Source organism: Sporosarcina sp. P37 (assembly GCF_002109365.1).
Classification (GTDB): Bacteria; Bacillota; Bacilli; order Bacillales_A; family Planococcaceae; genus Sporosarcina.
This window is the reverse complement of sequence record NZ_CP015349.1, coordinates 715373-741529: the sequence shown is the minus strand read 5'-3', so window position 1 is coordinate 741529 and position 26157 is coordinate 715373. Positions and strand designations below refer to the sequence as shown.

Below are 26157 nucleotides of genomic sequence, written 5' to 3'. Positions count from 1 at the left end.
TTACCAGTAATTTTACTTAGCGCAGTATAAATCAGTGCGCTGCTTATAGTATACTTGGAAACGACATTTTTTGCATACTGATTCTTTAGTTAGATAGTTTATAGTATCTATTGATATACTGATAAATGAACTAAGATCAATGGATGTTCAACACATGAAAGAAGGTAATGAAATGAAGCAGTTTACACTATCACCGCTCGATGCGCAGGCGGGAGCGGAAGCGAAAGCTTATCTGGATACGCTGACAAAGCCGGTTGGAAGCTTGGGCAAACTCGAAGAAATCGTCATTGCATTAGCTGAAATACAAGGCCGGAAGAAACCAGTATTAAATCAGCTCGGCATTCTCGTTTTTGCTGCCGATCACGGAATTACAGCGGAAGGGATTTCAGCATTTCCGCAGCAAGTCACTCGTCAAATGGTCAGTAATATGGCAGGAGGCGGTGCAGCAATCAATGTTTTCGGCAGACAGCAGCAAGCTGAATTTACTTTAGTGGACGTAGGCGTCATGGGAGCTGCATTTACGGAGCCGGTGCTTGACCGCAAGATCCGCCAGGGGACGGATAATTTTCTGCATAGGGAAGCAATGACGCAAGAAGAAGTGGAAAAGGCAATATCAACGGGCTTTGAAGAGGCGCTTGTCCTGTTCGAAAAAGGTGTGGATTGCCTGGTTGTCGGAGAAGTCGGAATCGGCAATACGACGACAAGCAGTGCCGTTGTAGCGGCCATCACAGGAATTGATCCGGCAGAACTTGTCGGCTACGGTACAGGAATTTCATCCGAACAGCATCTGCACAAAATTACCGTTGTCCGGGAGGCGTTAAACCGTCATCAGCCTGTCGCTTCTGACGGCTATGATGTCCTGCGTAAGGTGGGCGGGCTGGAACTTGCAGCTATGTCAGGGGCAATGCTCGCGGCGGCGTCTAAGCGTATACCCGTCATTCTGGACGGCTTTATCTCTACTGCAGCGGCTTGTGCGGCGGAGACGATCAGTGAAGGTGCGGCGGGGTATATGCTGCTTGGCCATCAATCAATGGAGCCGGGCCACCAAAAGGCTTTTGAATATTTGGGTAAGAAACCGGTTCTTTCGCTCGATATGCGGTTAGGTGAAGGGACGGGGGCGGCGGTTGCGTACAGTGTTATTCAGTCAGCAGTCCGAATGGTCAACGAAATGGCGACATTTGAAAGTGCGGGCGTTTCGGGAAAGAACGAATAAAAAAACAGGGAAGAGCGGATTGTCATCCATTCTTCCCTGTTTTTTATTCAGATACAGTTGCTGTGTCTTCCGCTTCCATCGGATCAGCGTGATCATTAGCTGGATTGCTGATAATGCTCGAAAGTACATGAACGCGTAAAATGATACCTTCAATTCGATTCGTTTCATCTACTACGACGAGCGGATACTTAGAACCCAATACCCTCGGAATAATGTCCTGTACATATTCTTCTGGTTTTGCGGTTAAGACGTCTGTCGTCATGACCTCATCCAATGTTTTTTTCATTCTCACACCTTCGATGGCAGCGTCAATCGTCACTAGCCCAAGCAGCTGCCGTTCGCGGTTTGTGATGAAGACACTGGAAATACCGTGTTCTTCCATGTTTTTAATCGCTACATGCAAACCGTCTTTTCCGTTCATGACACTTAACGGTTTAGACATGATATTTTCAGCCTGAAGAACTTTTGAACGGTCAATTTCACGTGTGAAATCGATAATATAATCATTCGCCGGCGTTTCCAATAACTCTTCGGGAGTGCCGACCTGCTCTACGTTGCCGTCTTTCATTACCGCTACACGGTCTCCAATGCGGAATGCTTCGTTGACATCGTGTGTAATAAAGATGATGGTCTTTTGCAGTCGCGTTTGAATATCAAGAAGCTCCATCTGCATTTCTCTGCGAATGAGCGGATCGAGCGCGCTGAAAGGCTCGTCCATCAGCAGGATATCGGGATCATTCGTCAATGCACGCGCAATCCCTACACGCTGGCGCATACCGCCCGACAATTCATCAGGATATTGATTTTCATAGCCTTTCAAACCGACTGTATCAATATGCTTTTGCGCTATAGCCCGTCGTTCATTTTTCGACAAACCGCGAATTTCCAGACCGTATTCAATATTCTCCATTACCGTTCTATGGCTGAATAAACCGAAATGCTGGAAAACCATCGCAATTTTTTTCTGACGGAAGAACTTCAGCTGTTCTTTATTGTATTTAACAATATTTTCTCCATCTACATAAATTGCACCTGATGTCGGCCTGTTCAGCATGTTGAAGCACCGGATCAGGGTAGACTTACCGCTGCCTGACAAGCCCATAATAACGAACGTTTCGCCTTCCATAATTTCCATATTGGCGTTGTAGACACCTACTGTATGTCCAGTTTTATCAAGGATTTCCCGTTTGGAAGCACCTTTTTCAATTAAAGGTACAACTCTCTTGGGGCGGGGACCAAAAATCTTGGTGACATTCTCTACTTTGATTTTAACGGTCATGCTGATCTCCTCCCTGTACTTTGTAGGCGTTCAGCCACTCCGTTTGTCAGACGGTCAATAATAATCGCCAGGAATACGATACTGATTCCTGCTTCAAATCCTAATGAAATATTAATTTGGTTAATTGAGTACAGTACGCGCTCCCCTAAACCGTGAGCTCCGACCATGGAACCGACAACAGCCATGGACAAAGCCATCATAGTGGTTTGGTTAATCCCTGCCATCATAGTCGGCAGTGCTTGCGGCAGCTGTACTTTGACTAACATTTGATTTCTGGAAGATCCGAAAGACTCTGCTGATTCAATGACTTCGGAGTCTACATTTCGGATTCCGAGTTCTGTTAAACGAATAACAGGCGGCAATGCGTAAATGATAGTCGCGATAATTGCGGGTACGTTCCCGAGCGGGAAGAAGAAAATAACGGGAATTAAATAAACGAACGTTGGCATCGTCTGCATAGCATCCAACAACGGACGCATTATGACAGAAAATGTTTTGCTGAACGCCATCAGAATCCCGACCGGAATACCGATAGCAAGGGAAAGGACAACAGAGATTACGATAATCGCAACAGTTGTCATCGTATCGGCCCATAAATCGAAGGAGCCAATCAAAAAGATAAATGCAGCAAACATGAGTCCGCTGAGAATAGTGTTAAAATACCAGCCGAGTAGGAACACCACAATCATGATGACCCACCAAGGTGTAGCCAGTAAAGTTGTTTCAATAGTACGGATCGTCGTGGAAGCAATAGTGAAGATAAAATCAAACAGCCAGCCGAAGTTCATCGCAAGAAAATCGATAAACTTTTCCACGTAATCTCCTACAGGTATTCTAATATTGGGGAATTCATTCATAGGCAATAAGCTAGGCCGTACTAGCTTGTCCCTCTCTTTCTCTGCTTATAATTTTCTAAAATAAAAAAGGGGCGGAGCGGATTGCTGCCACCCCGAATTCTATGATTCTTACAGTGCTGCTTTTACTTTCTCTGCAATATCTTCAGGCACCCATGAAGTCCAGAGATCTTCATGTTCTTTCATAAACCATTTTGCAGTGTCAGCAGGGTTCGCTTCATGTTCGCCCATATAATTTAATGCTTCTTCTGTTAAGTCGTTGCTCGTTTCATAATGTTTGAAGAACTCGACGACTTCAGGAGCTTGTGTTTCTAAATCTTTATGGACAGCGACCACGACATCATTTGGAGGGAATTCAGTGCCTTTATTTTCTTCCCAGACAGCTTCATCAAAAGGCTCGTCTTCCAGTAATGTTAAGTCGTAGGAAGCAGTGACCCAAGTAGGGGACCAATAGTAGCCGACCCATGGCTCACCCTTTTTGTATGCGCTTGCCAAATCCGCCACGATAGATGAGTCTGAACCTGGAGCCAAGTACGTAAATGTTTTGTCCAGGCCGTATGTTTTTATCTTTTCCTCTAAGTGTTTGCTGACTACCCAGCTTGAAGGTGCGCCGATAATCCGGCCCTTTTTAGGATCTTCAGGATCTTTGAACAGTTCAGGATACTTCTCCAAATCTTTCACAGTTTTCAAATCGGGTGCAGTTGCTTCGATTCCGCGCTCGGTATCACCTTTTATGACGTATGTCGGAACATATAAACCTTGCGCATTATCGTCGAAGTTTGTTGCAACGTCTACAATGTCGCCGTTATCAATAGCTTTTGTATACGCTTCACCAAGGTTTTCAGACCAGACCTCCGTCATGACTTGAATATCCCCTTGCTGTAATGCCTGAAACACAGCAGTAGATGTACCATTTACTATTTCAGTATCGTATCCGTAGCCTTCTTCTAAGATGATTTGTGCAATGCTGTTATGCACACGCATACTGTCCCATCCTGCATCTGCCAGTTTGATTACGCTGATAGAATCTTTGCTGGCGCTATTACCGCAGGCTGTTAAAAGCAGTAATGTGAAAATGGAGAAAAACATCATAAATTTTCTCAAAAAATCAAACCCCTTCTACTATATATTTTTTCATCACGAAATGCTGTTTTTTTCGTGGATCTCTTAAAAACCGCCACAAGTAAAAGAATAGGGCGAATGAAGAGATCAAGGAAAAACCATCATTCTTTTTTCGCGATACCATTACACAAGTTTACAGGATAATTAAATTAATATCAATTTAATTATTTAGAAAACTACTGATTCTATGGGCTTTTGAAAGCGTTTTTTATATGATTTTGTGATGAATACAGTAAGCTGGGTGCACCTTTCACAGGTGTATACATGAAGGCGTTATCCTATAAGGGGTATAGGATTTCCTTATGTCGAATAATAGGGGAAGTTGACGTACTGATGTTCAGTCATTTACTGACAAAAAGAGCAAGTAAATTTGTCAGTGCTTTCATGGTATACTGCTGTACAGACAAAGTTCTGTAACAGTTTGTAAGGAATTATCATGTTTTTTTGATTTTGTATTTAAGAAAATGATATAGTTAGAAGTACCAATAGAAACATAAATGAAATGTAACGTAAAAGGAGAACGGAACTCTATGACGAAAGAAGCTCATATTGTATCGGGCACTTCAGAAAGCCGCTCGGCGTCTACCTTCTTCTCGGATATTAAATTTTTAGTCAAAGGACCTGTACTTATTGCAAATATTTTGCCGGTTTTTGCGGGGTTTTGGCTGGCGCTGCATTTTTCGGGCATGACACTCACGGGGAACTGGAGTGTGTTCTGGCTGACTATGATCGGCAGCACGCTGCTGGTTGCCGGTGCGCTTGTAATGAATAACTGGTTTGATTCCGATATAGACAAGGTAATGGAAAGAACGAAACAGCGTCCGACTGTAACTGGAAGCTTCGCTTTAAAAACTGTATTGAATATCGGCTTGGTGTTGTCGGCGATTGGAATGGTATTGCTGTTATTCACTACATTTGAAGCTGCGATTTATGCATTCATCGGATGGTTTACGTATGTAATACCCTATACGATGTGGTCTAAACGTAAATATACATTAAATACGGTAATTGGCAGTGTGTCGGGGGCGGTAACGCCATTGATTGGCTGGGCTGCAATTACGCCGGCGAATCATGTAGTGCCGATTGTATTATGTGTGATCTTGTTCATTTGGCAAATGCCGCATACTTTTGCGATTGCCATGAAGAAGTATAAAGATTACAGTGCGGCAAATGTCGCTATGCTGCCCGTTATCTACGGTTTTGAATTCACGAAACGCCAAATGCTTGTATATGTTATGTGCTTATTGCCTTTGCCGTTTTTATTGACGATGTTCGGCACGGCATTTATTGCGATTGCGACACTCATGAATATCGGCTATATTGCGGCAAGCGTCTATGGTTTTTATGCAAAAGATGACTACAAGTGGGCCAATTTCATGTTTTTATACTCAGTAAACTACATGACGTTATTATTCGGCATGATGATTCTCTGGACATTTTAATTGAATAGCGCATAAGACTTCCCTTCACGCGATGTGATAGGGGAGTCTTTTTTATGTTAGAATTGTTGGGTAGTAACAGTCGGCACTGCATAACCTGAAAGTTACTGAGGGGGTATTTGGATGAGAGAACAGATACAGCTGCTGAAACCGAAATTAGATCAAGTGTTTACATATTTGCACAGTCATCCTGAAGTCAGCTGGCAGGAAACTGGGACAACAAGATATTTGCAGGAGTTTTTGGAAGGTGAAGGATTTACGGTTTCTTTATTTGACGGTATGACGGGGCTGTCGGTAACGCTTGGCGAAGGCAGTCCGGTAGTTGGCTTACGCACAGATATTGATGCGCTGTGGCAGGAAGTGGATGGCGTCTATCAGGCGAATCATTCATGCGGCCATGATGGTCATATGACGATGGGAATCGGCGCACTATTGCTGGCGAAAGAGCGAGGCATTCCAAAGAAGGGAACGCTGAAAGTATTCTTCCAGCCGGCGGAGGAGAAGGGCAAAGGCGCATTGGCGGTTCTTGACCAAGGTATTATAGATGATATGGATTATCTGTTTGGAGTGCACGTACGGGCGGCGGATGAACTCGATGACGGCTCCTCTGCCGCATCTTTGCGTCATGGCGCGGCGAAAATGATCAGCGGAACAATAAAAGGAACGGACGCACATGGCGCGCGGCCTCATCAAGGGAAAAATGCCATTGAAGTCGGGGCTTCATTAGTCAGCGGTCTGCAGTCCATTCATTGTAATCCGGTGATTTCCCATACTGCAAAGATGACGATGTTTCAGGCGGGAGGCGACTCTGCGAATATTATTCCGGGGAACGCAAAGTTCAGTCTGGATTTACGTGCGCAAGAAAACAGTGTGATGGAAGAACTGTATGAAAAGGTGGAGCGGGTCATCCGCGCTGTCGCCGGACAGTATGATGTGCAAATTGATTATGAAGTGATGGCCGAAATGGTGGCGGCGGAAGTAGATTCAGATGCCGAAGAGCTGATGGCGCAGGCGATCACCAAAGTAGTTGGCGAAGAGCGGATGATTCGCACGATCGTTACGCCGGGGGGAGAAGATTTTCATTTTTACTCGGTGCACCGTCCGTCGGTCAAAAGTACAATGCTGGGGCTTGGCTGCGGCTTAACGCCGGGGCTTCATCATCCGCAAATGACCTTTAATCAGGATGCGCTGGCAACGGGTGTTGAAATCCTGACTGCAGCCATTGAATTAGCATTCCAATCCAGAAAATAGGGGGTGACGTTATGACGACCGGCATACAGATCAGAAAAGTGACGGCTGTTGAAGAGATTCTCAAAATGCAGAAACTGGAAAGGCAAATCTGGGGTATGGAGCCGATCCCTGTCCACCAAACCATTACGGCAGTGAAAAACGGCGGGCTGATTGTTGGTGCATTCCTTAAAGAGCGGATGATCGGTTATTCATACAGCTTCGCAGGGTTTACAGATGGGCAAGTATATTTGTGCTCTCATATGCTGGCGGTGGATCGGGAGTTTCAGCTGATGGGAATTGGCAAGCAGCTGAAAGATGAACAGCTCCGTCTGGCGAGGGAAATGGGCTATCAATTGATCGTCTGGACATTCGATCCGCTGGAAAGCCGCAATGCCTATTTAAATACTTCCAAACTGTACGGCGTGTGCTATGACTATATTGTTAATTGTTATGGTGAAATGGATGACGGTCTGAATAAAGGCCTGCCCACTGACCGTTTTCAAGTGGCGTGGTGGATTGACAGTCCGCGTGTTTTGGATCAGTGGCAGCCTGTGAATGTTGTGTACAGCTGTCCTTTTTATACGGACTTACACAGTGACTCGCATCCTGTTCTCCATATGCCGCAATCAGATGAATGGTTAGTGGCAGACGCGATCGAAGTTCCTGTTCCTAAACATATTCAATTAATAAAAAATGAAGATCCTGAACTGGCTTATGAATGGCGGATGCATACGAGAAAAGTATTTCAGCAGCTGTGTGCGGAAGGATTCGCACTAATCGATGTGCGCAGAACGGAAGAATCTGTGCAATATTACCGTTTCTGCAAGCGGTCAATTATTCCATTGCAGAATGAAAGGAGCGTATCCAATGAAAATTAATACAATTACAATTCGCAGAATGAATATGACGATGAAACATCCCTTCACCACGAGTTTTGGAACGATTCAGCAGAAGGACTTCCTGCTGGCGACAGTGGAAGATCTTGACGGACATGAAGGATGGGGAGAGTCGGTTGCATTTACTGCACCGTGGTACAGTGAAGAAACGACAGAAACGACCATTCATATGCTTCGTGATTTTTTGATACCGGCAATTCTTGGGAAGACCATCGGACATCCTGATGAGGTGAGCAGTTATTTTGCATCTGTCCGGAAAAACAATATGGCCAAAGCAACGATTGAAGGGGCTGTATGGGATTTGTACGCCAAACATCACCAGATGACACTTGCTGCGGCGCTTGGCGGAAAGCAGGAACGGATAGAAGTGGGGATCAGCATCGGCATTGAAGAGAATGTGGAAGATCTGCTGGAAACTATCAAAGGGTTTATTAAAGAAGGATATAAGCGCATTAAAGTCAAAATTAAACCGGGCTATGATGTGGAAGTCATTCGTGCGATACGGGAAGTATTTCCAGACATTCCGCTCATGGCAGATGCGAACTCAGCCTATACACTTGATGATACGGAAATGCTGAAAGAACTGGATCAATTCAACCTGATGATGATTGAACAGCCGCTTGCATCAGATGACATTATTGACCACGCCAAATTGCAGCAACAAATACAGACGCCGATCTGTCTCGATGAAAGTATCCATTCATTGGAAGACGCGCGCAAAGCGGTGGAGCTTGGCAGCTGTAAAATCATCAATGTTAAAATCGGCAGGGTAGGCGGTCTGACGGAAGCGAAGAAGATCCACGATTACTGTGCGTCAAAAGGTATAGATGTGTGGTGCGGCGGCATGCTGGAATCGGGAATTGGACGGGCGCAAAACGTAGCCCTTACCACGCTGCCGAATTTCACGCTCCCGGGCGATACGGCAGGCTCTTCACGCTACTGGGAACAGGATATTATCCTCCCCGAGGTCGTAGCGGAAGATGGGTATATTACTGTCCCGGAACAAGATGGCATCGGTTATCAACCAGATATGGACGCAATCGACCGTTTTACAGTGGACAAATGGGTATTTTCAGCTGAATAAATATTCAGTATTGTTATTTTATAATGATTTGTGCTAGACTCTTAGTAATCGAATATGTTTCCTTCGGGGCAGGGTGTAACTCCCTACCGGCGGTGATGAGCTGAAAAGCTCTTAGTCCGTGACCCGGACGCTTTGTGAAAAGCGGAAGGTGGATTTGGTGAAACTCCAAAGCCGACAGTTAAAGTCTGGATGAGAGAAGGAACAATGCGTTTATACTGCACGTGATGATTTTTCATCACTGTTTATAACGTTTATTTTGTCATGACTTCAAGCCCCGCATAATTAGTTTGCGGGGCTTTTTGTATGCGGAATTGTCACTAGAGGAATACAGCAGTTGGAGTGTTGTGCAGTGGGTCAAAAATATATGGAAATCGCTTTGTCGCTCGCAGAAAACGTGGTGGGTCAGACTTCGCCCAACCCTCCGGTAGGCTCTGTCGTTGTAAAAGACGGCCGAATTATCGGAATGGGTGCGCATCTGCAGGCGGGAGAGCGTCATGCAGAGCGGGTGGCACTTGATATGGCAGGTGCGAAGGCGCAAGGAGCAGATTTATACGTAACGCTCGAGCCTTGTTCGCATACCGGCAAGACATCACCATGTGCTGACGCTGTGATTCAGGCGGGTATCCGCCATGTCTATATAGCCATAACGGATCCAAACCCGCTCGTTGCAGGACAGGGCATCGCAAAATTGCGTACAGCCGGAGTAGAAGTAACAACGGACCTTTGTCTGGAACAGGCACAAAGATTATATGAACCATTTTTTCATTTTATTCGAACAAAAACACCTCATGTGACAATGAAAACAGCTATGACAGCAGACGGTAAGATTGCAACTTCAACAGGTGACAGCAAATGGGTGACGAGTGAGCAGGCACGGCTCGACGTTCATCGGCTTCGCCATACGCAAGACGCAATTTTAGTAGGTATTCAAACGCTTCTTCACGATAACCCCCTTCTCACCACCAGACTGCCCCAAGGTGGAAAACATCCTATTCGAGTTATTTTAGATACATCTTTACGAACACCCGAACATAGTCAGGTTATTCAAAACGACGAGGCACCTACATGGATTTTTTGCGGGAGCCACGCGGAAAGCACGCGTGAAGCACTTCTTGCTAAGCCGCATGTCGAAATCATTCGTATGTCCGGCCCGAAACTGACAGTAGAAGAAGTTTTGCTGGAACTGGGAAAACACGGCATCATGACACTGCTTGTAGAAGGCGGTGCGGCAATTAATTCTTCATTCGTTACAGCGCGTGCAATTCAGAAAGTCATTTGCTATATTGCACCGAAATTGCTTGGCGGCATCAGTTCGCTGACTCCTATCGGCGGATTGGATCCAAAGCTGATGAATGATGCATTTCCGCTGCAATTCGAAAGTGTGGAAATGGTCGGTCCTGACATTAAAATCATAGCGGTACCGAAAGAGAGTGATTGAGCAATGTTCACAGGAATTATCGAAGAGATTGGCACTGTCAAACATATACAGCCTGGTGCCCAATCGATGACGCTGACGATCGGTGCATCGACCGTACTGACAGATGTGCAGCTAGGTGACAGTATTGCGGTCAACGGCGTTTGCCTGACAGTCAAACACTTTACTAAAGACCAGTTTGCAGCAGACGTTATGCCGGAAACTATGGCATCCACATCATTGCGGCAATTGTCCGCAGGAAGTCCGGTCAATCTGGAGCGTGCACTTGCAGCGAACGGGAGATTAGGCGGTCATTTTGTGACGGGCCACGTAGACGGCGTCGCCATCATTCGGGAAAAACGCACGGTCGATAATGCGTTATATATACGATTGGCGCTGCCGGAACAATACGGGCAGTACCTATTGACTAAAGGCTCCATTGCGTTGGATGGGACGTCATTGACAATTTTTGAAGTAAAAGATACGGACATCACAATTTCTTTAATTCCGCACTCACAGGAAATGACTGTCATCGCGAAAAAACAGGCAGGGGACACGGTTAATTTTGAATGCGATATGCTTGCGAAGTATGTGGAGAACATGCTGCAGAAAAGACAGGACAGCGGTCAGACGATGACGAAAGATTTTTTACAACAGCACGGATTCATGTAAAGGAGTGAAAGAGGATGTTTCATACAATTGAAGAAGCGTTAGAAGATTTACGGCAGGGGAAAGTGGTTATTGTAGTAGATGATGAAGACCGTGAGAACGAAGGGGACTTTGTGGCACTGGCTGACGGGGTCACTCCTGAAATCATTAATTTCATGGCAACGAAGGGCCGCGGATTGATTTGTGTGCCGGTGACAGAACAAAAAGCTGCACAACTTGGTTTACAGATGATGACTGATCATAATACGGATTCACACGGCACGGCGTTCACGATCAGTATCGATCACTGCACTACACATACGGGCATCAGTGCATTTGAACGGGCGGATACCATTGTAAAAATGATGGAACCTGATGCAGCAGCCGGTGAATTCAAGCGTCCGGGACATATTTTCCCGCTCGTTGCAAAGTCAGGCGGCGTGCTTGAACGTACAGGGCATACGGAAGCTGCGGTAGACTTGGCAAGGCTTGCAGGCAGTGCGCCGGCGGGTGTAATTTGTGAAATTATGAGTGAAGACGGAACGATGGCAAGAGTTCCCGAACTGCGTAAGATGGCTGAAGAGCTTGATGTAAAATTAATTACAATTCAGGATTTGATCCATTATCGTCTGCAGCGGGAACAGCTGGTTATGCGTGAAGCGGAGATTAAGCTGCCGACGGACTTCGGAGAGTTTCGCATGGCGGGCTATACAGAAACGCTTACCGGCAAGGAACATGTGGCGCTGGTCAAAGGTGACGTCACGACGGATGAACCGGTTTTAGTAAGAGTTCATTCAGAATGTCTGACGGGTGATGTGTTTGGCTCTTGCCGCTGTGACTGCGGACCGCAGCTTCAGGCGGCGCTATCGCAGATCGAACAGGAAGGGCGCGGCGTTTTATTGTATATGCGCCAAGAGGGCAGAGGGATCGGTTTAATCAATAAACTGAAAGCCTATGAACTGCAAGAACAAGGGTATGATACGGTCGAAGCCAATGAAAAGCTCGGCTTTGCGGCAGATTTACGGGATTATGGCATTGGCGCACAGATACTTCGGGAACTCGGTATTCGTCAGATGCGCTTATTGACGAATAATCCGAAGAAAATCGCGGGCTTGAAAGGGTATGAACTCGAAGTGGTGGAACGAGTGCCGATTCAGCTGCCTTTTAATGAAGCAAATGAAAAATATTTGCATACAAAAGCGGAGAAACTTGGTCATTTACTAACGATATGAGGAGAGATGGAACGTGGGTAATTTATTTGAGGGACATTTAGTAGGTACAGGGCTAAAAGTAGGGATTGTTGTAGGACGGTTTAATGAATTCATCACGGGAAAGTTGCTGTCAGGCGCACAGGATGCATTTAAACGTCATGGTGTGATTGAAGCGGATGTGGACATCGCATGGGTGCCCGGCGCATTTGAAATCCCGCTGATCGCGAAGAAAATGGCAGACTCTAAAAAGTATGACGCGGTTATCACGCTTGGCACAGTCATCCGGGGCGCGACTCCGCATTTCGACTTTGTCTGTAGTGAAGCGGCAAAAGGGGTAGCGCAGGCAAGCATGCAATCCGGTATACCGGTAATTTTCGGTGTTCTGACAACAGATACAATTGAGCAATCCATCGAGCGTGCAGGCACGAAAGCTGGCAACAAAGGCTGGGATGCGGCGGTGTCCGCTATTGAGATGGCGAACCTGACGAAGCAGTTCAGCTGATAAGTAAATAGAAAAGGCAGCCCGAGAAGTAATTTGACTTCAAAGGGCTGCCTTTTTACTGGTTATGCGTACAAAAAAACTGTCCGGGAAATCACGCTGATTCCCCGGACAGTCCTATTATTTCACTGCTGCTGCAGCTAAACGCTCGCGTGCCTGTTCCGTCGCAATGACCATATGCTTCAATGCTGCGACCGTCTCTTCACGTTTTCTGGTTTTCAGTCCGCAGTCGGGATTGATCCAGAACTGTGAAGGCTCGAGTACTTCAAGTCCTTTGTTGATGATCTCCGTCATCTCTTCGACGGCAGGAACCCGCGGGCTGTGGATGTCGTAAACACCAAGACCGATGCCTTTGTCATAGTGATAGTCAGTAAATGCTTCCACCAAGTCACCGTGGCTGCGTGAAGTTTCAATCGATATGACGTCTGCGTCAAGTGCGCTGATGGCTTCGATGAAATGGTTGAAATCACAGTAGCACATATGCGTATGAATTTGCGTCGTATCTTCTACAGAAGCAGTGGATACACGGAATGCATTGACAGCCCAGTCTAGGTAATGTTTCCACTCGGATTGCTTTAGTGGAAGACCTTCACGAAGTGCCGGTTCATCCACCTGGATCATATGAATGCCTGCTGCTTCAAGTGATTCGATTTCTTTTCGCAGGGCAAGGGCAATTTGATTTGCCACTTCCTCGCGCGATAAATCATCGCGAACGAATGACCAGTTCAAGATCGTGACAGGTCCGGTCAGCATTCCTTTCACCTCGTGGTCCGTCAGAGATTTTGCATAGACAGATTCCTCAACCGTCATAGGGGCAGTGAAAGCGACGTCTCCAAAAATGATCGGCGGTTTGACGCAGCGGGAACCGTACGACTGCACCCATGCCTTTTCTGTGAAAACGAAGCCATCGAGCTTTTCACCGAAATATTCGACCATGTCCGTACGCTCGAATTCACCGTGAACCAAAACATCCAGCCCCAGATCCTCCTGAATATCAATCCACTCTTTAATCTCTGCATTCACGAAGTCTTTGTATTGCTGATCCGTAATTTCACCTTTTCTCCACTTATTGCGTGTTGCACGAACTTCTTGTGTCTGAGGGAAACTGCCGATGGTTGTAGTTGGCAATAGCGGCAATTGGAATTTCTTCTGCTGCTTCACTTTGCGTTCGGCATATGGCAAATTACGCCTGCTGTCGGATAAAATACTGCCTGACGACGCGTCACGGACTTCTTTTCGGTTTCGTGCAGGAAGTGCATTGAAAGCTGTTAACGCTGCCTGACTTGCCTTGAAATCTCCCGTGACTTGTTCTTTGCCTCGTTGTAATGCTTCCTGAAGAATCTTGATTTCATTGACTTTCTCATCTGCAAACGCCAGTGCATGCAAGATAACAGCATCCAGATTTTGTTCAGAACGAGTTGTAACAGGCGAGTGGAGCAAACTGCAGGAAGGCTGAATCCACAAGTTTGCGGATGGAACATGTTGTTGAATCGTTTCCGTCAGCGTCAATTTTGCCTGCAAATCAGAGCGCCAGACATTCCGGCCGTCTATAATACCCGCGGCCAGTACTTTATTTTCAGGAAAACCGTACTGTTTGATGTTCTGCAGATTTTTTTCACAGCCATGGACAAAATCAAGTCCAATTCCTGCTACCGGCAGAGCGATTGTTTCTTCATAATGTTCCACGGAATCAAAGTACGTTTGCAATAAAATGTTCATTCCGTCGAGGTCTTTCGTGAGTTGTGAATAAATCTCGGTCACAGCTTTCATTTCATCACCTGAAATGGAAGTGCACAGAATAGGTTCGTCAATTTGTACCCATTGCACGCCTTCATCCTGAAGCTCCTTCAATACTTTTTGATAAAGTGGAAGTAACTGCAGAATAATTGAAGGTACGTCTTTGTCTTCATACCCTTTAGACAATTTCAGCAATGTGTAAGGTCCAAGAAGAACTGGTTTGCCGTCGATGCCGAGTTCCTTCTTTGCTTCGATGTAGGCGGCAAGCGGTTTGTTTTCTGTCAGTTCAAAGCGCTGTCCTTCATATTCCGGCACGATGTAGTGATAGTTCGTATTGAACCACTTTGTCATTTCAGAAGCGACAGCTTCGTCGTTGCCGCGCGCTATTGAGAAATACGTAGAAGTGGATACAGGTCCGCCTTTCCAATGAAAGCGGGAAGGGATAATTCCGAACATGGCTGATGTATCCAGTACGCGGTCATACAATGTGAAATCACCAACGGCGATCCAATCAATGCCCGCATCTTTCTGCTTCTTTAAATTTGCCAGACGGATTTCCTTTGTTGTACGAAGAAGTTCCTCTTCTGAAATTTTCTTCGCCCAAAATGCTTCGAGTGCACGTTTCCACTCGCGATTATCACCTATGACGGGATATCCCGTGATACTGCTTTTGACCATTTGTTAATTCCCCCTTGAAGTTTTTTTCAATAAAAAAAACATTTCTCGGGGAAATGTTAGATTGTCACGCAAGTGTAAAATACAGGCATAAAAAAGCCTGCATTCCTAGACTGCGTGTGTCTAACACTTCCCTATTCACCGTAGGATGAAGCGTCATGAAAACGGGCAGGTATCTGGCTGGACGCAATAGCGTCTTCACAGTGGCGGGACCGCTCCAAAAGTAAGGATTCCCTTTTAAGAAATGAAATTGCTTCCATTTCACCCGGTTTTCAAACTATTCAATTTAGATGATTGCCTCTAAAGCTATCACAGAGAAAATAGGGTGTCAACTTTCATTTTTCATAAAATAAACAATTCTTATTTATTAACTTGGATAAAAGTGTGATTCAGCAAGATGCAAAGATGTCCAAGAGGAACTGTTATATAACTGATAAATATTGAAAAACGATTCCTTTCTTCGAGATGTGAAAATTTTCACAATTCAGTTGAAAGTTTTCTAGACTTTAGGTATGATAAGTACTAACACATCTTCGAATAGGAAGATCACTCATCATTCATACTTCAGAAATTGAAGATCGGCTATGGGGTACCGCCGGAAACTAATGATGAACAGTGTTCACCGCTGCATGTTATACAACAGAGTGGCGCAAAAAATCTTAAGGGGTGGCTTTATTCCATGACAAACTATGAAAAAGTAGGTAAATTGCAAGTCGCAACAGAACTAGTTAACTTCGTAAATGAAGAAGTTCTACCGGGCTTAGAAATCCAAAAAGATCAATTTTGGACAAACTTTGATTCGCTCATTCATGAACTTGCTCCTGAAAACAAAGCGCTGTTAGAGAAACGCAGTGAACTGCAAAATGCCATCAGCGAATGGCACCAGCAGAATAAGGGGCAAATTGATGCTGCTAAATATAAAGAATTTCTCGAAGAAATCGGCTATCTCGAGCCGGTTGCAGAAGATTTTCAAGTGACAACGTCTAATGTTGATAATGAAATTGCCAATCAGGCCGGCTCACAGCTCGTTGTTCCAATCGATAATGCACGTTATGCATTAAACGCAGCAAATGCAAGATGGGGAAGCTTGTATGATGCGCTGTACGGAACAGACGTAATCAGTGACGAAGACGGAGCACAGGCTGGAGCTGAATACAATCCAAAACGAGGCCAAAAAGTAATCGCTTTCGCGAAAAACTTACTTGACCAGGCGGCACCGCTTGCTGAAGGTTCTCATGCGGATGCAGCAGCTTATAAAATCGCAGACGGAACACTTCAAGTGACACTTGAAAACGGCAAGACAACTGCATTGCAGGATGAGTCCAAGCTGGCAGGCTATAATGGTTCAGAAGATGCGCCCGAAGCGGTATTGCTCGTAAACAATGGACTTCACATTGAAATTGCAATCGACCGTAACCATCCAATCGGAAAAGACGATAAAGCAGGCGTGAAAGATTTAGTTCTGGAAGCAGCTCTTTCTACGTTAATGGACTGCGAAGATTCCATTGCAGCGGTAGATGCTGAAGATAAAGTCGGTGTATACCGAAACTGGCTGGGACTGATGAAGGGTGATCTGGAAGCGTCATTTAAACGCGGAAATAAAACAGTTACCCGAAGAATGAATGCTGACCGAAAATATAAGACTGCAGATGGCAAAGAATTCACATTGCACGGCCGTTCATTAATGTTCGTGCGTAATGTTGGCCACTTAATGACAAACAATGCCATATTGGATGAAAACGGCAATGAAGTGCCTGAAGGAATTCTCGACGGCGTCATTACTTCACTAATTGCTACACACAATTTCAAGAGCGATACGGAATTCAAAAACTCCCGTCATGGCTCAATTTATATCGTTAAGCCAAAAATGCACAGCCCGGCAGAAGCGGCATTTGCCAACAAGTTATTCGACCGCATTGAAGATCTGTTAGGTCTTGAGCGCAACACAATCAAAATAGGTTTGATGGATGAAGAGCGCAGAATGTCTTTGAACCTGAAGTCTGCAATCAATGAAGTAAAAGAACGTATTGCATTCATCAATACAGGTTTCCTTGACCGTACAGGCGATGAAATTCATACATCGATGGAAGCTGGTCCGGTTATCCGAAAAGCAGATATGAAAGCTTCTAATTGGCTGTCTTCATATGAAGCTTCCAACGTGGCAGTAGGAATTAAAGCGGGTCTTCCGGGACATGCGCAAATCGGTAAAGGAATGTGGGCAATGCCGGATATGATGGCTGCTATGCTTGAGCAAAAAGTTGCTCATCCAAAAGCGGGGGCAAGCACAGCGTGGGTTCCGTCTCCGACAGCTGCAACTTTGCACGCTCTGCATTATCATGAAGTAAATGTAAAAGACGTACAGGCAGGAATCGACAGCTCCGTTGATTACCGTGATGGAATCCTTGAAATTCCATTAGCTCCTTCTGTTGACTGGACTCCGGAAGAAGTGCAGTCTGAACTGGATAACAACGCACAAGGGATTCTTGGCTACGTTGTACGCTGGATCGATCAGGGAGTAGGATGCTCTAAAGTTCCGGATATCAATGATGTGGGATTGATGGAAGACCGTGCAACATTGCGTATTTCCAGTCAGCATATTGCAAACTGGCTGCGTCATGGGATCTGTACAAAAGAGCAAGTTCAAGAAACGTTGGAACGTATGGCAAAAGTAGTTGACGGGCAAAATGCTGACGATGAGCTGTATCAGCCAATGGCACCAAACTATGATGATTCCATCGCTTTCCAGGCAGCTTGTGATCTGATTTTCAAAGGGGCAGAACAGCCGAGCGGATACACAGAGCCAATCTTGCACGCGCGCCGTATCGAAGCAAAAGCGAAAGCGAAACAAAAAGCAACAGTTCAAAACTAATGTATTTACAGACAGCCTCACTTCCTGACGGGAAGAGGGGCTGTCTTTTAGTCAGTATCAACTATCGTTTTCTCTAAAGAATCTGTAAATATGCTATACTAGCGGCAATGAGCGAAAGGGGAGGAAGGGCGATGCTAAAAAGAGATCAAACTGTATTTGTTTTGGTGGATGTACAAGGGAAACTCGCACAAATTGTAGAAGACAGTGAAGTGCTGCATGACAATCTGGAGAAACTGATCAAAGGTCTGCAAGTGATGAACATCCCAATTCTTTGGCTTGAACAATACCCGGATGGCCTGGGACCGACAACTGAATCCTTGGCAAGTCTTCTTGAAGGCCAGAAGCCGATTGCGAAAATGACATTCAGCGGGGCGCGCAATGAAGAGTTCATGAAACAATTAAAAGACTTGGACCGCAAACAAATATTGATTGCGGGAATTGAAACGCATATTTGTGTTTATATGACCGCGGCAGATTTGGCAAAGCAGGACTATGAAGTAGAAGTTGTGACGGATGCAGTTACTTCCCGGACCGAAGATAATAAACGGATCGGCCTGCAGAAAATGAATGCGCTCGGGATTGCGGGAACATGCGTGGAAACCGCATTATACGAACTTCTCGGTGAAGCAGGCACGGAAGAGTTTAAGCAAGTATTAAAGGTGATTAAGTAAAAAACATCAAACCGAAAGTAAGTGTTACAGCAGTATACAGCATCGCATACAGCGGTGCTTTTTCTTTTTATTAAAGTTTTTTGTATATTATTGGTATAATACTGTTAAGAAGAAAGAGTGTAATGATTCTAAAATCAGACAACATTGTAAAATGATGCTGCCAGGCGTGATTGCCAACGGATACAACAGCTAGTAATGAAATTCAATCTAAATACACAAAGTTCACATTAATAAACTGTACAGGAGAGGAAATTTAGAGTTTGAAAGGAAGGATACGTTGGGAAAGGAGAATACATGCAAAAGAAGGACAATTCAAAAAGTCTCTTTCGCTGTAATAATGGGTTCCATGGCAATCCTGCTTTTATTACATGTGACAGGATTAGCGACCAAATTTTCTGTAGAAAGTTTGGAAGCATTTCAATTGGGAGGTATTATAATTTCGACTTTACTCCTTATCTCTTCATTTTTCTTTAAAGGGAAATGAAGAGGCAAAGCTGCCATTGTGTTAATCGTCAGCGGCTTTTCCTTTTCGGTAAATAAAAAGTGAGACAACCTGGTTAATAAACGTTCAACCAATGATTATATCTGAGTAAAGTAAATTGTTCCTGAATTGGGTGTGTTTGTGTGATAAGGACAATTCCGCAAACGGGCCATTTTGCGGAATTAAGGCTATATCTTGAAAGTACCTTCTAATGAAAAAGGGGGATGGGTATGAAAAGGATAGGTGTATTTACATTATTTATCGTATTGTGTTTTGCATTAGTTGGTTGTAATCAAGAAGAAACAATAAAAGCACCACAAGAAATACAATCAGTGATTCCACAAACTGAAGATGTTGAAGTAAAACCGTTTACAGTTGAGAAACGCGAAAGTGAAGACTATAAAAATATAAAAGAAGTTGTTAAACCTGATGAAATAAAGACTGTTGCAGAAATAATTGAAAACGCTGAATGGGAAGAGAACGTTGAAGTGGATATGGCATCTCCTCCTGAATATCGTTTTAGCTTGGGTTCGATTAACTATGCTATATGGGTGACTCCAAATAGAGATAGATTAGAGATAGATTAGAGATAATTGCTGAAAGTCAAGCAAAATATATCAAACTTCCAATAAAGGACTCAGAGATTTTATATAAGATAATTACTGAAAAAGAACTTTGAGATAGAAAGTAGAACTACCTTACGAAACGTATGATTTTAGAAGTGGAGTGGATTAATTTGGACTACTTACTAGAAATTCTCCTGTTTTTAATTGGCTTTTCTTTGTTGATAATGATTGTACAAAGCTTAATTGACCGTACATTAAAGCAAAATGGATATCTGCATAAATATAGATTTGACGGAGGTAAAAGATGCGAAAAGTTTATCTAGATAGAACAGAATTAACTGGGGCCATAACTGTATTTTTAAAAGAAACTGAGATTATATCAGCAGGTACAACAATTTATTCTATGAGTGTTTATGATAGAAATGAGGAGTATCAAAAATATGCTAACGATTATATTCCACATTTAGAATTTTATACGGTTCCACATGTAGATATTATGGCAAAAGATAGTAAAGGTGGATTTATCGGAACCGTTGGACAACAATGTGACCTAGAAAGTGACGCACCACTCTGTTATATCAATAAGGATTTAGAATGCTTGCTAATCTCTGAAAACGGAGAAGGTTTTCTGAGTAATATAGAATCATGGCAAGACAACTTGAAACCCTATGATAAAATTACCGTTTATCGTTCGAAAGCAGAAGCAGAAATGGAACTAGAATTTATCGATTTGTCTGAGATAGAAATAGATGAAGTTAATCTATAAATTTTAATGAGCAATATAAATAAAATAGTATCTCTGGAATTGAACCTACACTAATGTCAGTAATTGAATATCCTTCTATAACCTCCATAAAGATACGCCTTGCGTTAGGTGCTTCAATTTCGTCAGGTTCTAATCGTAGAGTCTCCTTGTTCATTTTGTAGCCATAAGGCGGTACGCCAACCCACTTACCTTCTCTGGCACTTTGCAAGCGTCCTAAGTGCATTTTCTTAGACGTTTCTTTATACGCTGATTGGTTAAACATGCCTTTGATAACGGACATCATTTCACCCATGCTATCTGATGGGTTAATGATTCCGTCTAATCGGCTGTGAACAATCATATTATATTTCTCAAGTAGTTCAAATAACTCAAGCTGTTGCTTTAAATTTCGTGTTAATCGTGATAAATCCGTTATGACCAAAACGTAATATTTAGCTGATTCAATTTCCTTGATTAACTTTAAATATTCGATTCGTTCCTCATCGACGCTGAAAGCTATTTCTTCAAAGTAAGCAAAACTAAAATTATTACGTTCACAGTAGGACAATAATTCCTTTTTGTGTTTTTGTAAGTCCTCTAATTCTCCTCTTGATTTACGATTATAGACGATTGCCGAAAGTGTTTTAATTGCTGTTGTCATACGTGTCCACCTCTTATGAGATATGATATCTTAAATGTCCTTTCAGATATGGTAAGCGTCAAATAACCCACACCTATTATTCAGGTATGGGTTTGTTTATACTTTAGTTAAGATTTTATTTTGGGCTTTGACAATGTAATGGAATACTTGCTGACCATGGCAAGAGCTGATCTAATGCCTCTTTATTTGTTGTATCAATATTTGGCAACCGTTCAAATAGATACTTCAAATATTCAAATGGACTTAGTCCATTCTCCTTTGCCGTTTCTACAATACTATAAATAATAGCGCTCGACTTTGCACCTTTCGGTGAATGCCATTCCCTACATTTTTATAGTGCCATAAACAACTCTTATTGACGTTTAATTTAGTTTTATACTAGTGAAATGAACAGGTGACGCGTATGAATTGAGTTTCTTGTCAACACTAATCTGTATATAGAAAAAGAGATTGGGACGAAAAGTTGTTAACGATCTGTCCCCACCCAATTTTCCGACCATTTCTCCATTTCTCTCATAACGGGTTCTAAAGCGATCCCTTTTTCAGTTAACGAATATTCGATGCGAACGGGAGTTTCTGGAAATACATCTCGCTTTATAATTCCCTCGTTTTCCAAATCCTTTAACCTCTCCGACAGGACTCTGCCACTTACACCGATCGATGATTCGATCGTGCAAAAACGTTGTGGACCAGGTAGAAGATGGTAAATAATGAGACCCGTCCACTTTTGGCTTAAATAACCTAAAGCTTTTTCAAATCTTGGACAAATCAACTTCTCCATTTTAATCAACTCCTTACTTAATAGTATACATGGTTATTAATAGTAATCAAATTACTTTTCATCTGATTTTTTCTTGACTATCATAATGTGTCGATGTATAGTTACTTACATAAGGTAACTAACTAACTACTAATTCATATTAATTAATCTACTAGGAGGAAACATAAAAATGAACTTTCATCGTGAACCGATCACATTCGTCGGTCAAGTCAATTTAAAGGTACAAAATATAGAGCGTGCATTAGCGTTTTATCAAGAAATAATCGGCTTTAAAGTATTGGAAAAAACGGAACGAAAAGTTCATTTAACTGCGGATGGAAAGACCGTTTTATTATCAATCGAACAGCCGGAAAACGTTCTTCCAAAGCAAGGAAGAACAACGGGGCTCTATCACTTTGCATTACTTCTACCTGAACGATCTGACTTAGCCAAAATCGTGCAGCATTTTATAGAAAATCGTTTCCAGATTGGATCAGCAGATCACCTTGTCAGTGAAGCTCTTTATTTATCCGATCCAGATGGGAATGGAATTGAGATCTATGTAGACCGTCATCCATCAAAATGGGATTGGGATAAAGGTGAAGTTGCAATGGCAAATGATCCAATCAATTTTCCTGAGCTATTATCTGGCGTAAAACCACATACATGGAATGGTCTTCCGGCAGGCACGGTGATGGGGCATATTCATTTACATGTATCCGAACTAAAAACGACAGAAGAGTTTTACACGAAAGGGCTGGGGTTAGAGGTAGTGAACCGCTATGGTAATCAGGCGCTATTTCTTTCGGACGGTAAGTACCACCACCATATCGCTTTAAATACGTGGAACGGTGTAGGCGCACCTAAACCGTTTCCTAATAGTGCTGGACTAGAATCATTTACTTTAATGCTTCCTAATGAAGAAAAGAAACATAAAATGATCGCTCAGTTGAAGAGCATCGGCGCAACTGTTATGGAAGAAAACGGTTCAGTGATTGCGATCGATCCTTCTGGAAATCGTATTCAATTAAGAGTCTAAAAGTAGAAGAGGAAAAATACGATTATGACTAAAAAAGAACAGTCTGAAAATCCAGGGATTGAAATTGGTCTATATACACTTGGAGATATAGGAGTAGATCCGGTTACCGGAAAAACAATTAGTGCAGGGCAAAGAACGAAGGAGATTATCGAAGCGGCCAAACTCGCTGATGAGGCCGGTTTGGACATCTTTGGTGTAGGTGAACATCATCGATTAGATTATGCTACTTCCTCGCCGGCGGTTGTCTTAGCTGCCATAGCTCAGGTGACGAAACGAATTAAATTGACAAGTGCTACGTCAGTATTAAGTACGATCGATCCTGTTCGTTTATTCGAAGACTTTGCAACTTTGGATTTACTTTCGGATGGACGTGCGGAAATTATTGCGGGTCGTGGCGCATTTATAGAATCGTTCCCACTTTTCGGTTATGACACAAATGACTATGATGCATTATTCACTGAAAACCTCGACTTACTTTTAAAGCTTAACGAAAACGAGAGAATTACTTGGAATGGTCACTTTCGTTCGCCATTAAGGAATGCTGAAATTGCACCTCGCCCTTATCAGAAGGAGTTACGGATATGGGGTGGTGTTGTGGGAACGCCAGAAAGTGCAGCCCGCGCTGGCAGGTTAGGTATTGGGATGGCATTAGTGATCCTCAGCGGTGATCCTAAACGATTTAAGCCATTAGTTGATCTGTACCGTCAAGTTGGCATCGGGGCTGGATATGCTCCAGAAGATTTAAAGGTCGGTATAACAGGTCATGGGTACTTTTCAAAGACAACTCAACAAGCAAAGGATGAGTTTTATCCTTATTATTCGAATTACTGGTCATATGTTAATGAACAACGTGGGATGAGCGGAAGAAGGTTATCGCGTGCAGATTTTGAACAAATGACAGCTCCTGATACTGCATTATTCGTAGGCAGTCCGCAACAAATCATAGAGAAAATCCTTCATCAATATGAACTTTTTGGACATCAACGTTTGATGGCACAGATTGATATAGGTGGTATACCGTTTAAAAAAGTAGCTGAAGGTATTGAGTTATTAGCTACAGAGATTGCTCCAATCGTTCGGAAAGAAACAAGAAGGTAAATTCGCACTGTAAAAAGCATAGGTGGTGTAAGTCATGGGTTTTTTAGAAAAATTATTTGGAAGAACACACAAGGAGGAAGACAAAATGACAAATGAAAAATTAAACATTGGAATTATTTTGGGGAGTACAAGACAAGGGAGAGTAAGTCCACAAGTTGGAGAGTGGGTAAAGGGTATTGCTGACTAACGTGGAGATGCAAATTATGAAATTGTAGATATTGCAGACTTTGAATTACCTTTTTTAGGAACAACTGACGGAACAGAACCAGGAATTACAGCTTGGAATGAAAAACTGGCTAGCTTGGATGGATTTGTATTCATCGTTCAAGAATACAATCATAGCATTTCAGGTGCATTAAAAAATGCTCTTGATTTTGCCAGAGAAGCATGGCATAACAAAGCTGCTGGTTTTGTCAGTTATGGTTCTACTGGCGGAGCCCGTGCAACGGAACATTTACGTGGTATATGTGGCGAGCTAAAAATTGCTGATGTCCGCACACATCCAACTTTATCTTTATTTACTGAATTTGAAAATGGCACTGATTTTAAACCTCAAGCCCTACATGATGAAAATATCTATATGATGCTTAATGAGGTTGTAGAATGGAGTAGTGCGTTAAAAACAGTAAGATCATAAACAGAAAGAGTAGAAATACGAATGTTTAGCTGAAATTCTATCCAATAAAATTTAATAAACAGAAATAAAGGAGAATATAAAATGGGAAAAAATTATGAATTGAGTTTGTTGTTACTTCGTGTCGTTCTAGGGGTTACGTTTCTTATTCATGGGATTGCTAAATTTCAAATGGGTCTTGGTAATGTAGCGGGTTGGTTTGAAAGTATTGGTATTATGGGCAGCTTAGGTTATGTTGTAGCGTTCATTGAATTAATCGGAGGAATCGCTTTAATTGTTGGGTTTGGAACGAGAATCGTATCAGGTTTAATTGCGATCGTATTACTTGGCGCTATTTTTAAAGTAAAATTATCTCTCGGTTTCATGGGTGCTGAAGCGGCAGGTTATGAATTAGATGTAGCGTTATTAACGATGGCGGTTGTACTTGTCATTAGCGGAAGTCAGTTATTATCAGTGGATCGTAAAATGTTCCAGTCTTCAAAAGACTAGATTGATCGTGACCGGTTAGATTCCTGTTGAAGGTAGATACAATTCGAATAAGGAAACGTTTCACAGCTAGCACAAAAAAAATCTGGGCGCACATACTCCAAGGCTATTTTGATGAAACGATATAAAATTTTAGATTGTTTTTAATGTGCGATGTGGACAAAATAAATTTGAAGCTGGAGGAATAAGATCATGAATATTGCAGTTATTGGAGCAAGCGGAAAAGCAGGAAATTTTATTATGGAAGAAGCAATTAATCGGGGACACCATGTCACAGCAGTTGTAAGAGATGCGTCAAAACTTAAGGGCAAGAATGTGACGGTTATTGAAAAAAACATATTGGAACTTACGACGGATGATGTCAAACCATTTGATGTTGTCGTAAATGCCTTCGGTGCTCCACTTGGCGAAGAACAACCACATGTGGATGCAGGTCATACTTTAATTGAGGCGCTTCAAGGAACAAATACAAGAGCAATCATTGTAGGTGGAGCTGGAAGCCTTTATGTTGACGAAAACAAAACCGTTCAGGTCATCGATACACCTGATTTTCCTGATTTCATTAAACCAACAGCAAAAGGACAAGCACGTAACTTGCAAGAATTACGAGAAACAACAGATATGTCATGGACATTTATTAGCCCGTCTGCCGTATTTGATCCGGAAGGGAAGAGAACGGGATCATATGAGTCAGGAAAAGACTACCTTCTCGTTAATTCGAAAGGCGAAAGTTACATCAGCTATGCTGACTACGCTATTGCCATAGTCGATGAGATTGAAAATCCGAAGCACGTGAATGAAAGATTTACTGTCGTTGGTGAATCTGAATAACAGACTAGACGTTCA

At 43.2% G+C, this 26157-nt stretch carries 23 protein-coding genes, 2 pseudogenes and 2 riboswitches; of the genes and pseudogenes, 18 read left to right on the top strand and 7 right to left on the bottom strand.

Features of this window, described 5'->3' with window-relative positions; genetic code table 11:
- Positions 1 to 154 precede the first annotated feature (154 nt).
- On the top strand, positions 155 to 1213 hold the full coding sequence (gene cobT, locus SporoP37_RS03875) for a nicotinate-nucleotide--dimethylbenzimidazole phosphoribosyltransferase (protein WP_232329801.1): 1059 nt from the start codon (positions 155 to 157) through the stop codon (positions 1211 to 1213).
- Between the two features lie 43 nt (positions 1214 to 1256).
- On the opposite strand, the gene SporoP37_RS03870 is transcribed toward cobT, so the two are convergent.
- From SporoP37_RS03870 to SporoP37_RS03860, 3 genes are all read right to left on the bottom strand, one after another.
- Entirely contained in the window at positions 1257 to 2492 is a 1236-nt protein-coding gene (locus SporoP37_RS03870) for a quaternary amine ABC transporter ATP-binding protein (protein ID WP_085430314.1), read from the bottom strand.
- Positions 2489 to 3349 (bottom strand): ABC transporter permease, encoded by an 861-nt coding sequence (locus SporoP37_RS03865; RefSeq protein WP_081242412.1) that lies wholly within the window; start codon positions 3347 to 3349, stop codon positions 2489 to 2491. Before SporoP37_RS03865 ends, SporoP37_RS03870 begins: the two co-directional genes overlap by 4 nt.
- Positions 3350 to 3457: 108 nt before the next feature.
- Positions 3458 to 4450, bottom strand: coding sequence for an ABC transporter substrate-binding protein (locus SporoP37_RS03860; RefSeq protein WP_081242411.1), 993 nt, complete (start codon positions 4448 to 4450; stop codon positions 3458 to 3460).
- A 548-nt stretch (positions 4451 to 4998) separates the two neighbouring features.
- On the opposite strand from SporoP37_RS03860, the gene cyoE reads away from it, so the two are divergent.
- The 8 genes from cyoE to ribH all read left to right on the top strand — a co-directional run bounded on the left by cyoE (position 4999) and on the right by ribH (position 12892).
- Positions 4999 to 5910, top strand: a complete 912-nt coding sequence (gene cyoE / locus SporoP37_RS03855) for a heme o synthase (RefSeq protein WP_085430313.1) — start codon at positions 4999 to 5001, stop codon at positions 5908 to 5910.
- A gap of 120 nt (positions 5911 to 6030) precedes the next feature.
- The gene (locus SporoP37_RS03850) at positions 6031 to 7158 is read left to right on the top strand and encodes a M20 peptidase aminoacylase family protein (protein WP_085430312.1); all 1128 of its coding nucleotides are present in this window, start codon (positions 6031 to 6033) and stop codon (positions 7156 to 7158) included.
- Positions 7159 to 7169: 11 nt separating this feature from the next.
- Positions 7170 to 8015 carry a GNAT family N-acetyltransferase gene (locus SporoP37_RS03845; protein WP_081242408.1) on the top strand — a complete coding sequence of 282 codons (846 nt, stop codon included), beginning with the start codon at positions 7170 to 7172 and terminating at the stop codon, positions 8013 to 8015.
- On the top strand, positions 8005 to 9117 hold the full coding sequence (gene menC, locus SporoP37_RS03840; RefSeq protein ID WP_085430311.1) for an o-succinylbenzoate synthase: 1113 nt from the start codon (positions 8005 to 8007) through the stop codon (positions 9115 to 9117). Before SporoP37_RS03845 ends, menC begins: the two co-directional genes overlap by 11 nt.
- 55 nt (positions 9118 to 9172) lie before the next feature.
- A riboswitch (FMN riboswitch) is annotated at positions 9173 to 9322 on the top strand.
- 144 nt (positions 9323 to 9466) lie between these two features.
- Positions 9467 to 10555, top strand: a complete 1089-nt coding sequence (ribD, locus tag SporoP37_RS03835; protein WP_085430310.1) for a bifunctional diaminohydroxyphosphoribosylaminopyrimidine deaminase/5-amino-6-(5-phosphoribosylamino)uracil reductase RibD — start codon at positions 9467 to 9469, stop codon at positions 10553 to 10555.
- A 3-nt stretch (positions 10556 to 10558) separates the two neighbouring features.
- The gene (gene ribE / locus SporoP37_RS03830) at positions 10559 to 11203 is read left to right on the top strand and encodes a riboflavin synthase (RefSeq protein ID WP_085430309.1); all 645 of its coding nucleotides are present in this window, start codon (positions 10559 to 10561) and stop codon (positions 11201 to 11203) included.
- Positions 11204 to 11217: 14 nt separating this feature from the next.
- Complete coding sequence (locus SporoP37_RS03825; protein ID WP_085430308.1) at positions 11218 to 12411, top strand: bifunctional 3,4-dihydroxy-2-butanone-4-phosphate synthase/GTP cyclohydrolase II; 1194 nt, start codon at positions 11218 to 11220, stop codon at positions 12409 to 12411.
- Between the two features lie 13 nt (positions 12412 to 12424).
- Complete coding sequence (gene ribH, locus SporoP37_RS03820) at positions 12425 to 12892, top strand: 6,7-dimethyl-8-ribityllumazine synthase (RefSeq protein ID WP_085430307.1); 468 nt, start codon at positions 12425 to 12427, stop codon at positions 12890 to 12892.
- A gap of 117 nt (positions 12893 to 13009) precedes the next feature.
- Here ribH and metE read toward each other — a convergent pair whose 3' ends face one another.
- Positions 13010 to 15304 (bottom strand): 5-methyltetrahydropteroyltriglutamate--homocysteine S-methyltransferase, encoded by a 2295-nt coding sequence (gene metE, locus SporoP37_RS03815; RefSeq protein WP_085430306.1) that lies wholly within the window; start codon positions 15302 to 15304, stop codon positions 13010 to 13012.
- 147 nt (positions 15305 to 15451) lie between these two features.
- Positions 15452 to 15586: riboswitch (cobalamin riboswitch) on the bottom strand.
- A gap of 394 nt (positions 15587 to 15980) precedes the next feature.
- Here metE and SporoP37_RS03810 point away from each other — a divergent pair.
- From SporoP37_RS03810 to SporoP37_RS03790, 4 genes are all read left to right on the top strand, one after another.
- A complete protein-coding gene (locus SporoP37_RS03810) occupies positions 15981 to 18170 on the top strand; it encodes a malate synthase G (protein WP_085431679.1) in 2190 nt (729 codons plus the stop codon).
- A gap of 131 nt (positions 18171 to 18301) precedes the next feature.
- Positions 18302 to 18841, top strand: coding sequence for an isochorismatase family protein (locus SporoP37_RS03805; protein ID WP_081242401.1), 540 nt, complete (start codon positions 18302 to 18304; stop codon positions 18839 to 18841).
- Between the two features lie 711 nt (positions 18842 to 19552).
- Positions 19553 to 19909: a hypothetical protein gene (locus SporoP37_RS03795; protein WP_081242399.1), complete on the top strand. Its 357-nt coding sequence runs from the start codon at positions 19553 to 19555 to the stop codon at positions 19907 to 19909.
- A 283-nt stretch (positions 19910 to 20192) separates the two neighbouring features.
- Complete coding sequence (locus SporoP37_RS03790; protein ID WP_196796839.1) at positions 20193 to 20654, top strand: hypothetical protein; 462 nt, start codon at positions 20193 to 20195, stop codon at positions 20652 to 20654.
- On the opposite strand, the gene SporoP37_RS03785 is transcribed toward SporoP37_RS03790, so the two are convergent.
- The 3 genes and pseudogenes from SporoP37_RS03785 to SporoP37_RS03775 form a co-directional block, all read right to left on the bottom strand.
- A complete protein-coding gene (locus tag SporoP37_RS03785; RefSeq protein ID WP_081242398.1) occupies positions 20644 to 21294 on the bottom strand; it encodes a recombinase family protein in 651 nt (216 codons plus the stop codon). The genes SporoP37_RS03790 and SporoP37_RS03785 overlap by 11 nt on opposite strands.
- A gap of 115 nt (positions 21295 to 21409) precedes the next feature.
- Positions 21410 to 21610, bottom strand: a pseudogene (locus SporoP37_RS03780) (transposase domain-containing protein); the annotation flags it as partial.
- A gap of 150 nt (positions 21611 to 21760) precedes the next feature.
- Positions 21761 to 22075: a winged helix-turn-helix transcriptional regulator gene (locus SporoP37_RS03775; RefSeq protein ID WP_081242396.1), complete on the bottom strand. Its 315-nt coding sequence runs from the start codon at positions 22073 to 22075 to the stop codon at positions 21761 to 21763.
- Between the two features lie 169 nt (positions 22076 to 22244).
- On the opposite strand from SporoP37_RS03775, the gene SporoP37_RS03770 reads away from it, so the two are divergent.
- From SporoP37_RS03770 to SporoP37_RS03750, 5 genes and pseudogenes are all read left to right on the top strand, one after another.
- Positions 22245 to 23093 (top strand): VOC family protein, encoded by an 849-nt coding sequence (locus SporoP37_RS03770; protein WP_081242395.1) that lies wholly within the window; start codon positions 22245 to 22247, stop codon positions 23091 to 23093.
- 24 nt (positions 23094 to 23117) lie between these two features.
- Positions 23118 to 24191, top strand: a complete 1074-nt coding sequence (locus SporoP37_RS03765) for an LLM class flavin-dependent oxidoreductase (RefSeq protein WP_081242394.1) — start codon at positions 23118 to 23120, stop codon at positions 24189 to 24191.
- 34 nt (positions 24192 to 24225) lie between these two features.
- Positions 24226 to 24828 (top strand): annotated as a pseudogene (locus tag SporoP37_RS03760) (NADPH-dependent FMN reductase).
- Positions 24829 to 24909: 81 nt separating this feature from the next.
- A complete protein-coding gene (locus SporoP37_RS03755) occupies positions 24910 to 25314 on the top strand; it encodes a DoxX family protein (protein ID WP_081242392.1) in 405 nt (134 codons plus the stop codon).
- A 189-nt stretch (positions 25315 to 25503) separates the two neighbouring features.
- The gene (locus SporoP37_RS03750; protein WP_081242391.1) at positions 25504 to 26142 is read left to right on the top strand and encodes an NAD(P)-dependent oxidoreductase; all 639 of its coding nucleotides are present in this window, start codon (positions 25504 to 25506) and stop codon (positions 26140 to 26142) included.
- Positions 26143 to 26157 lie beyond the last annotated feature (15 nt).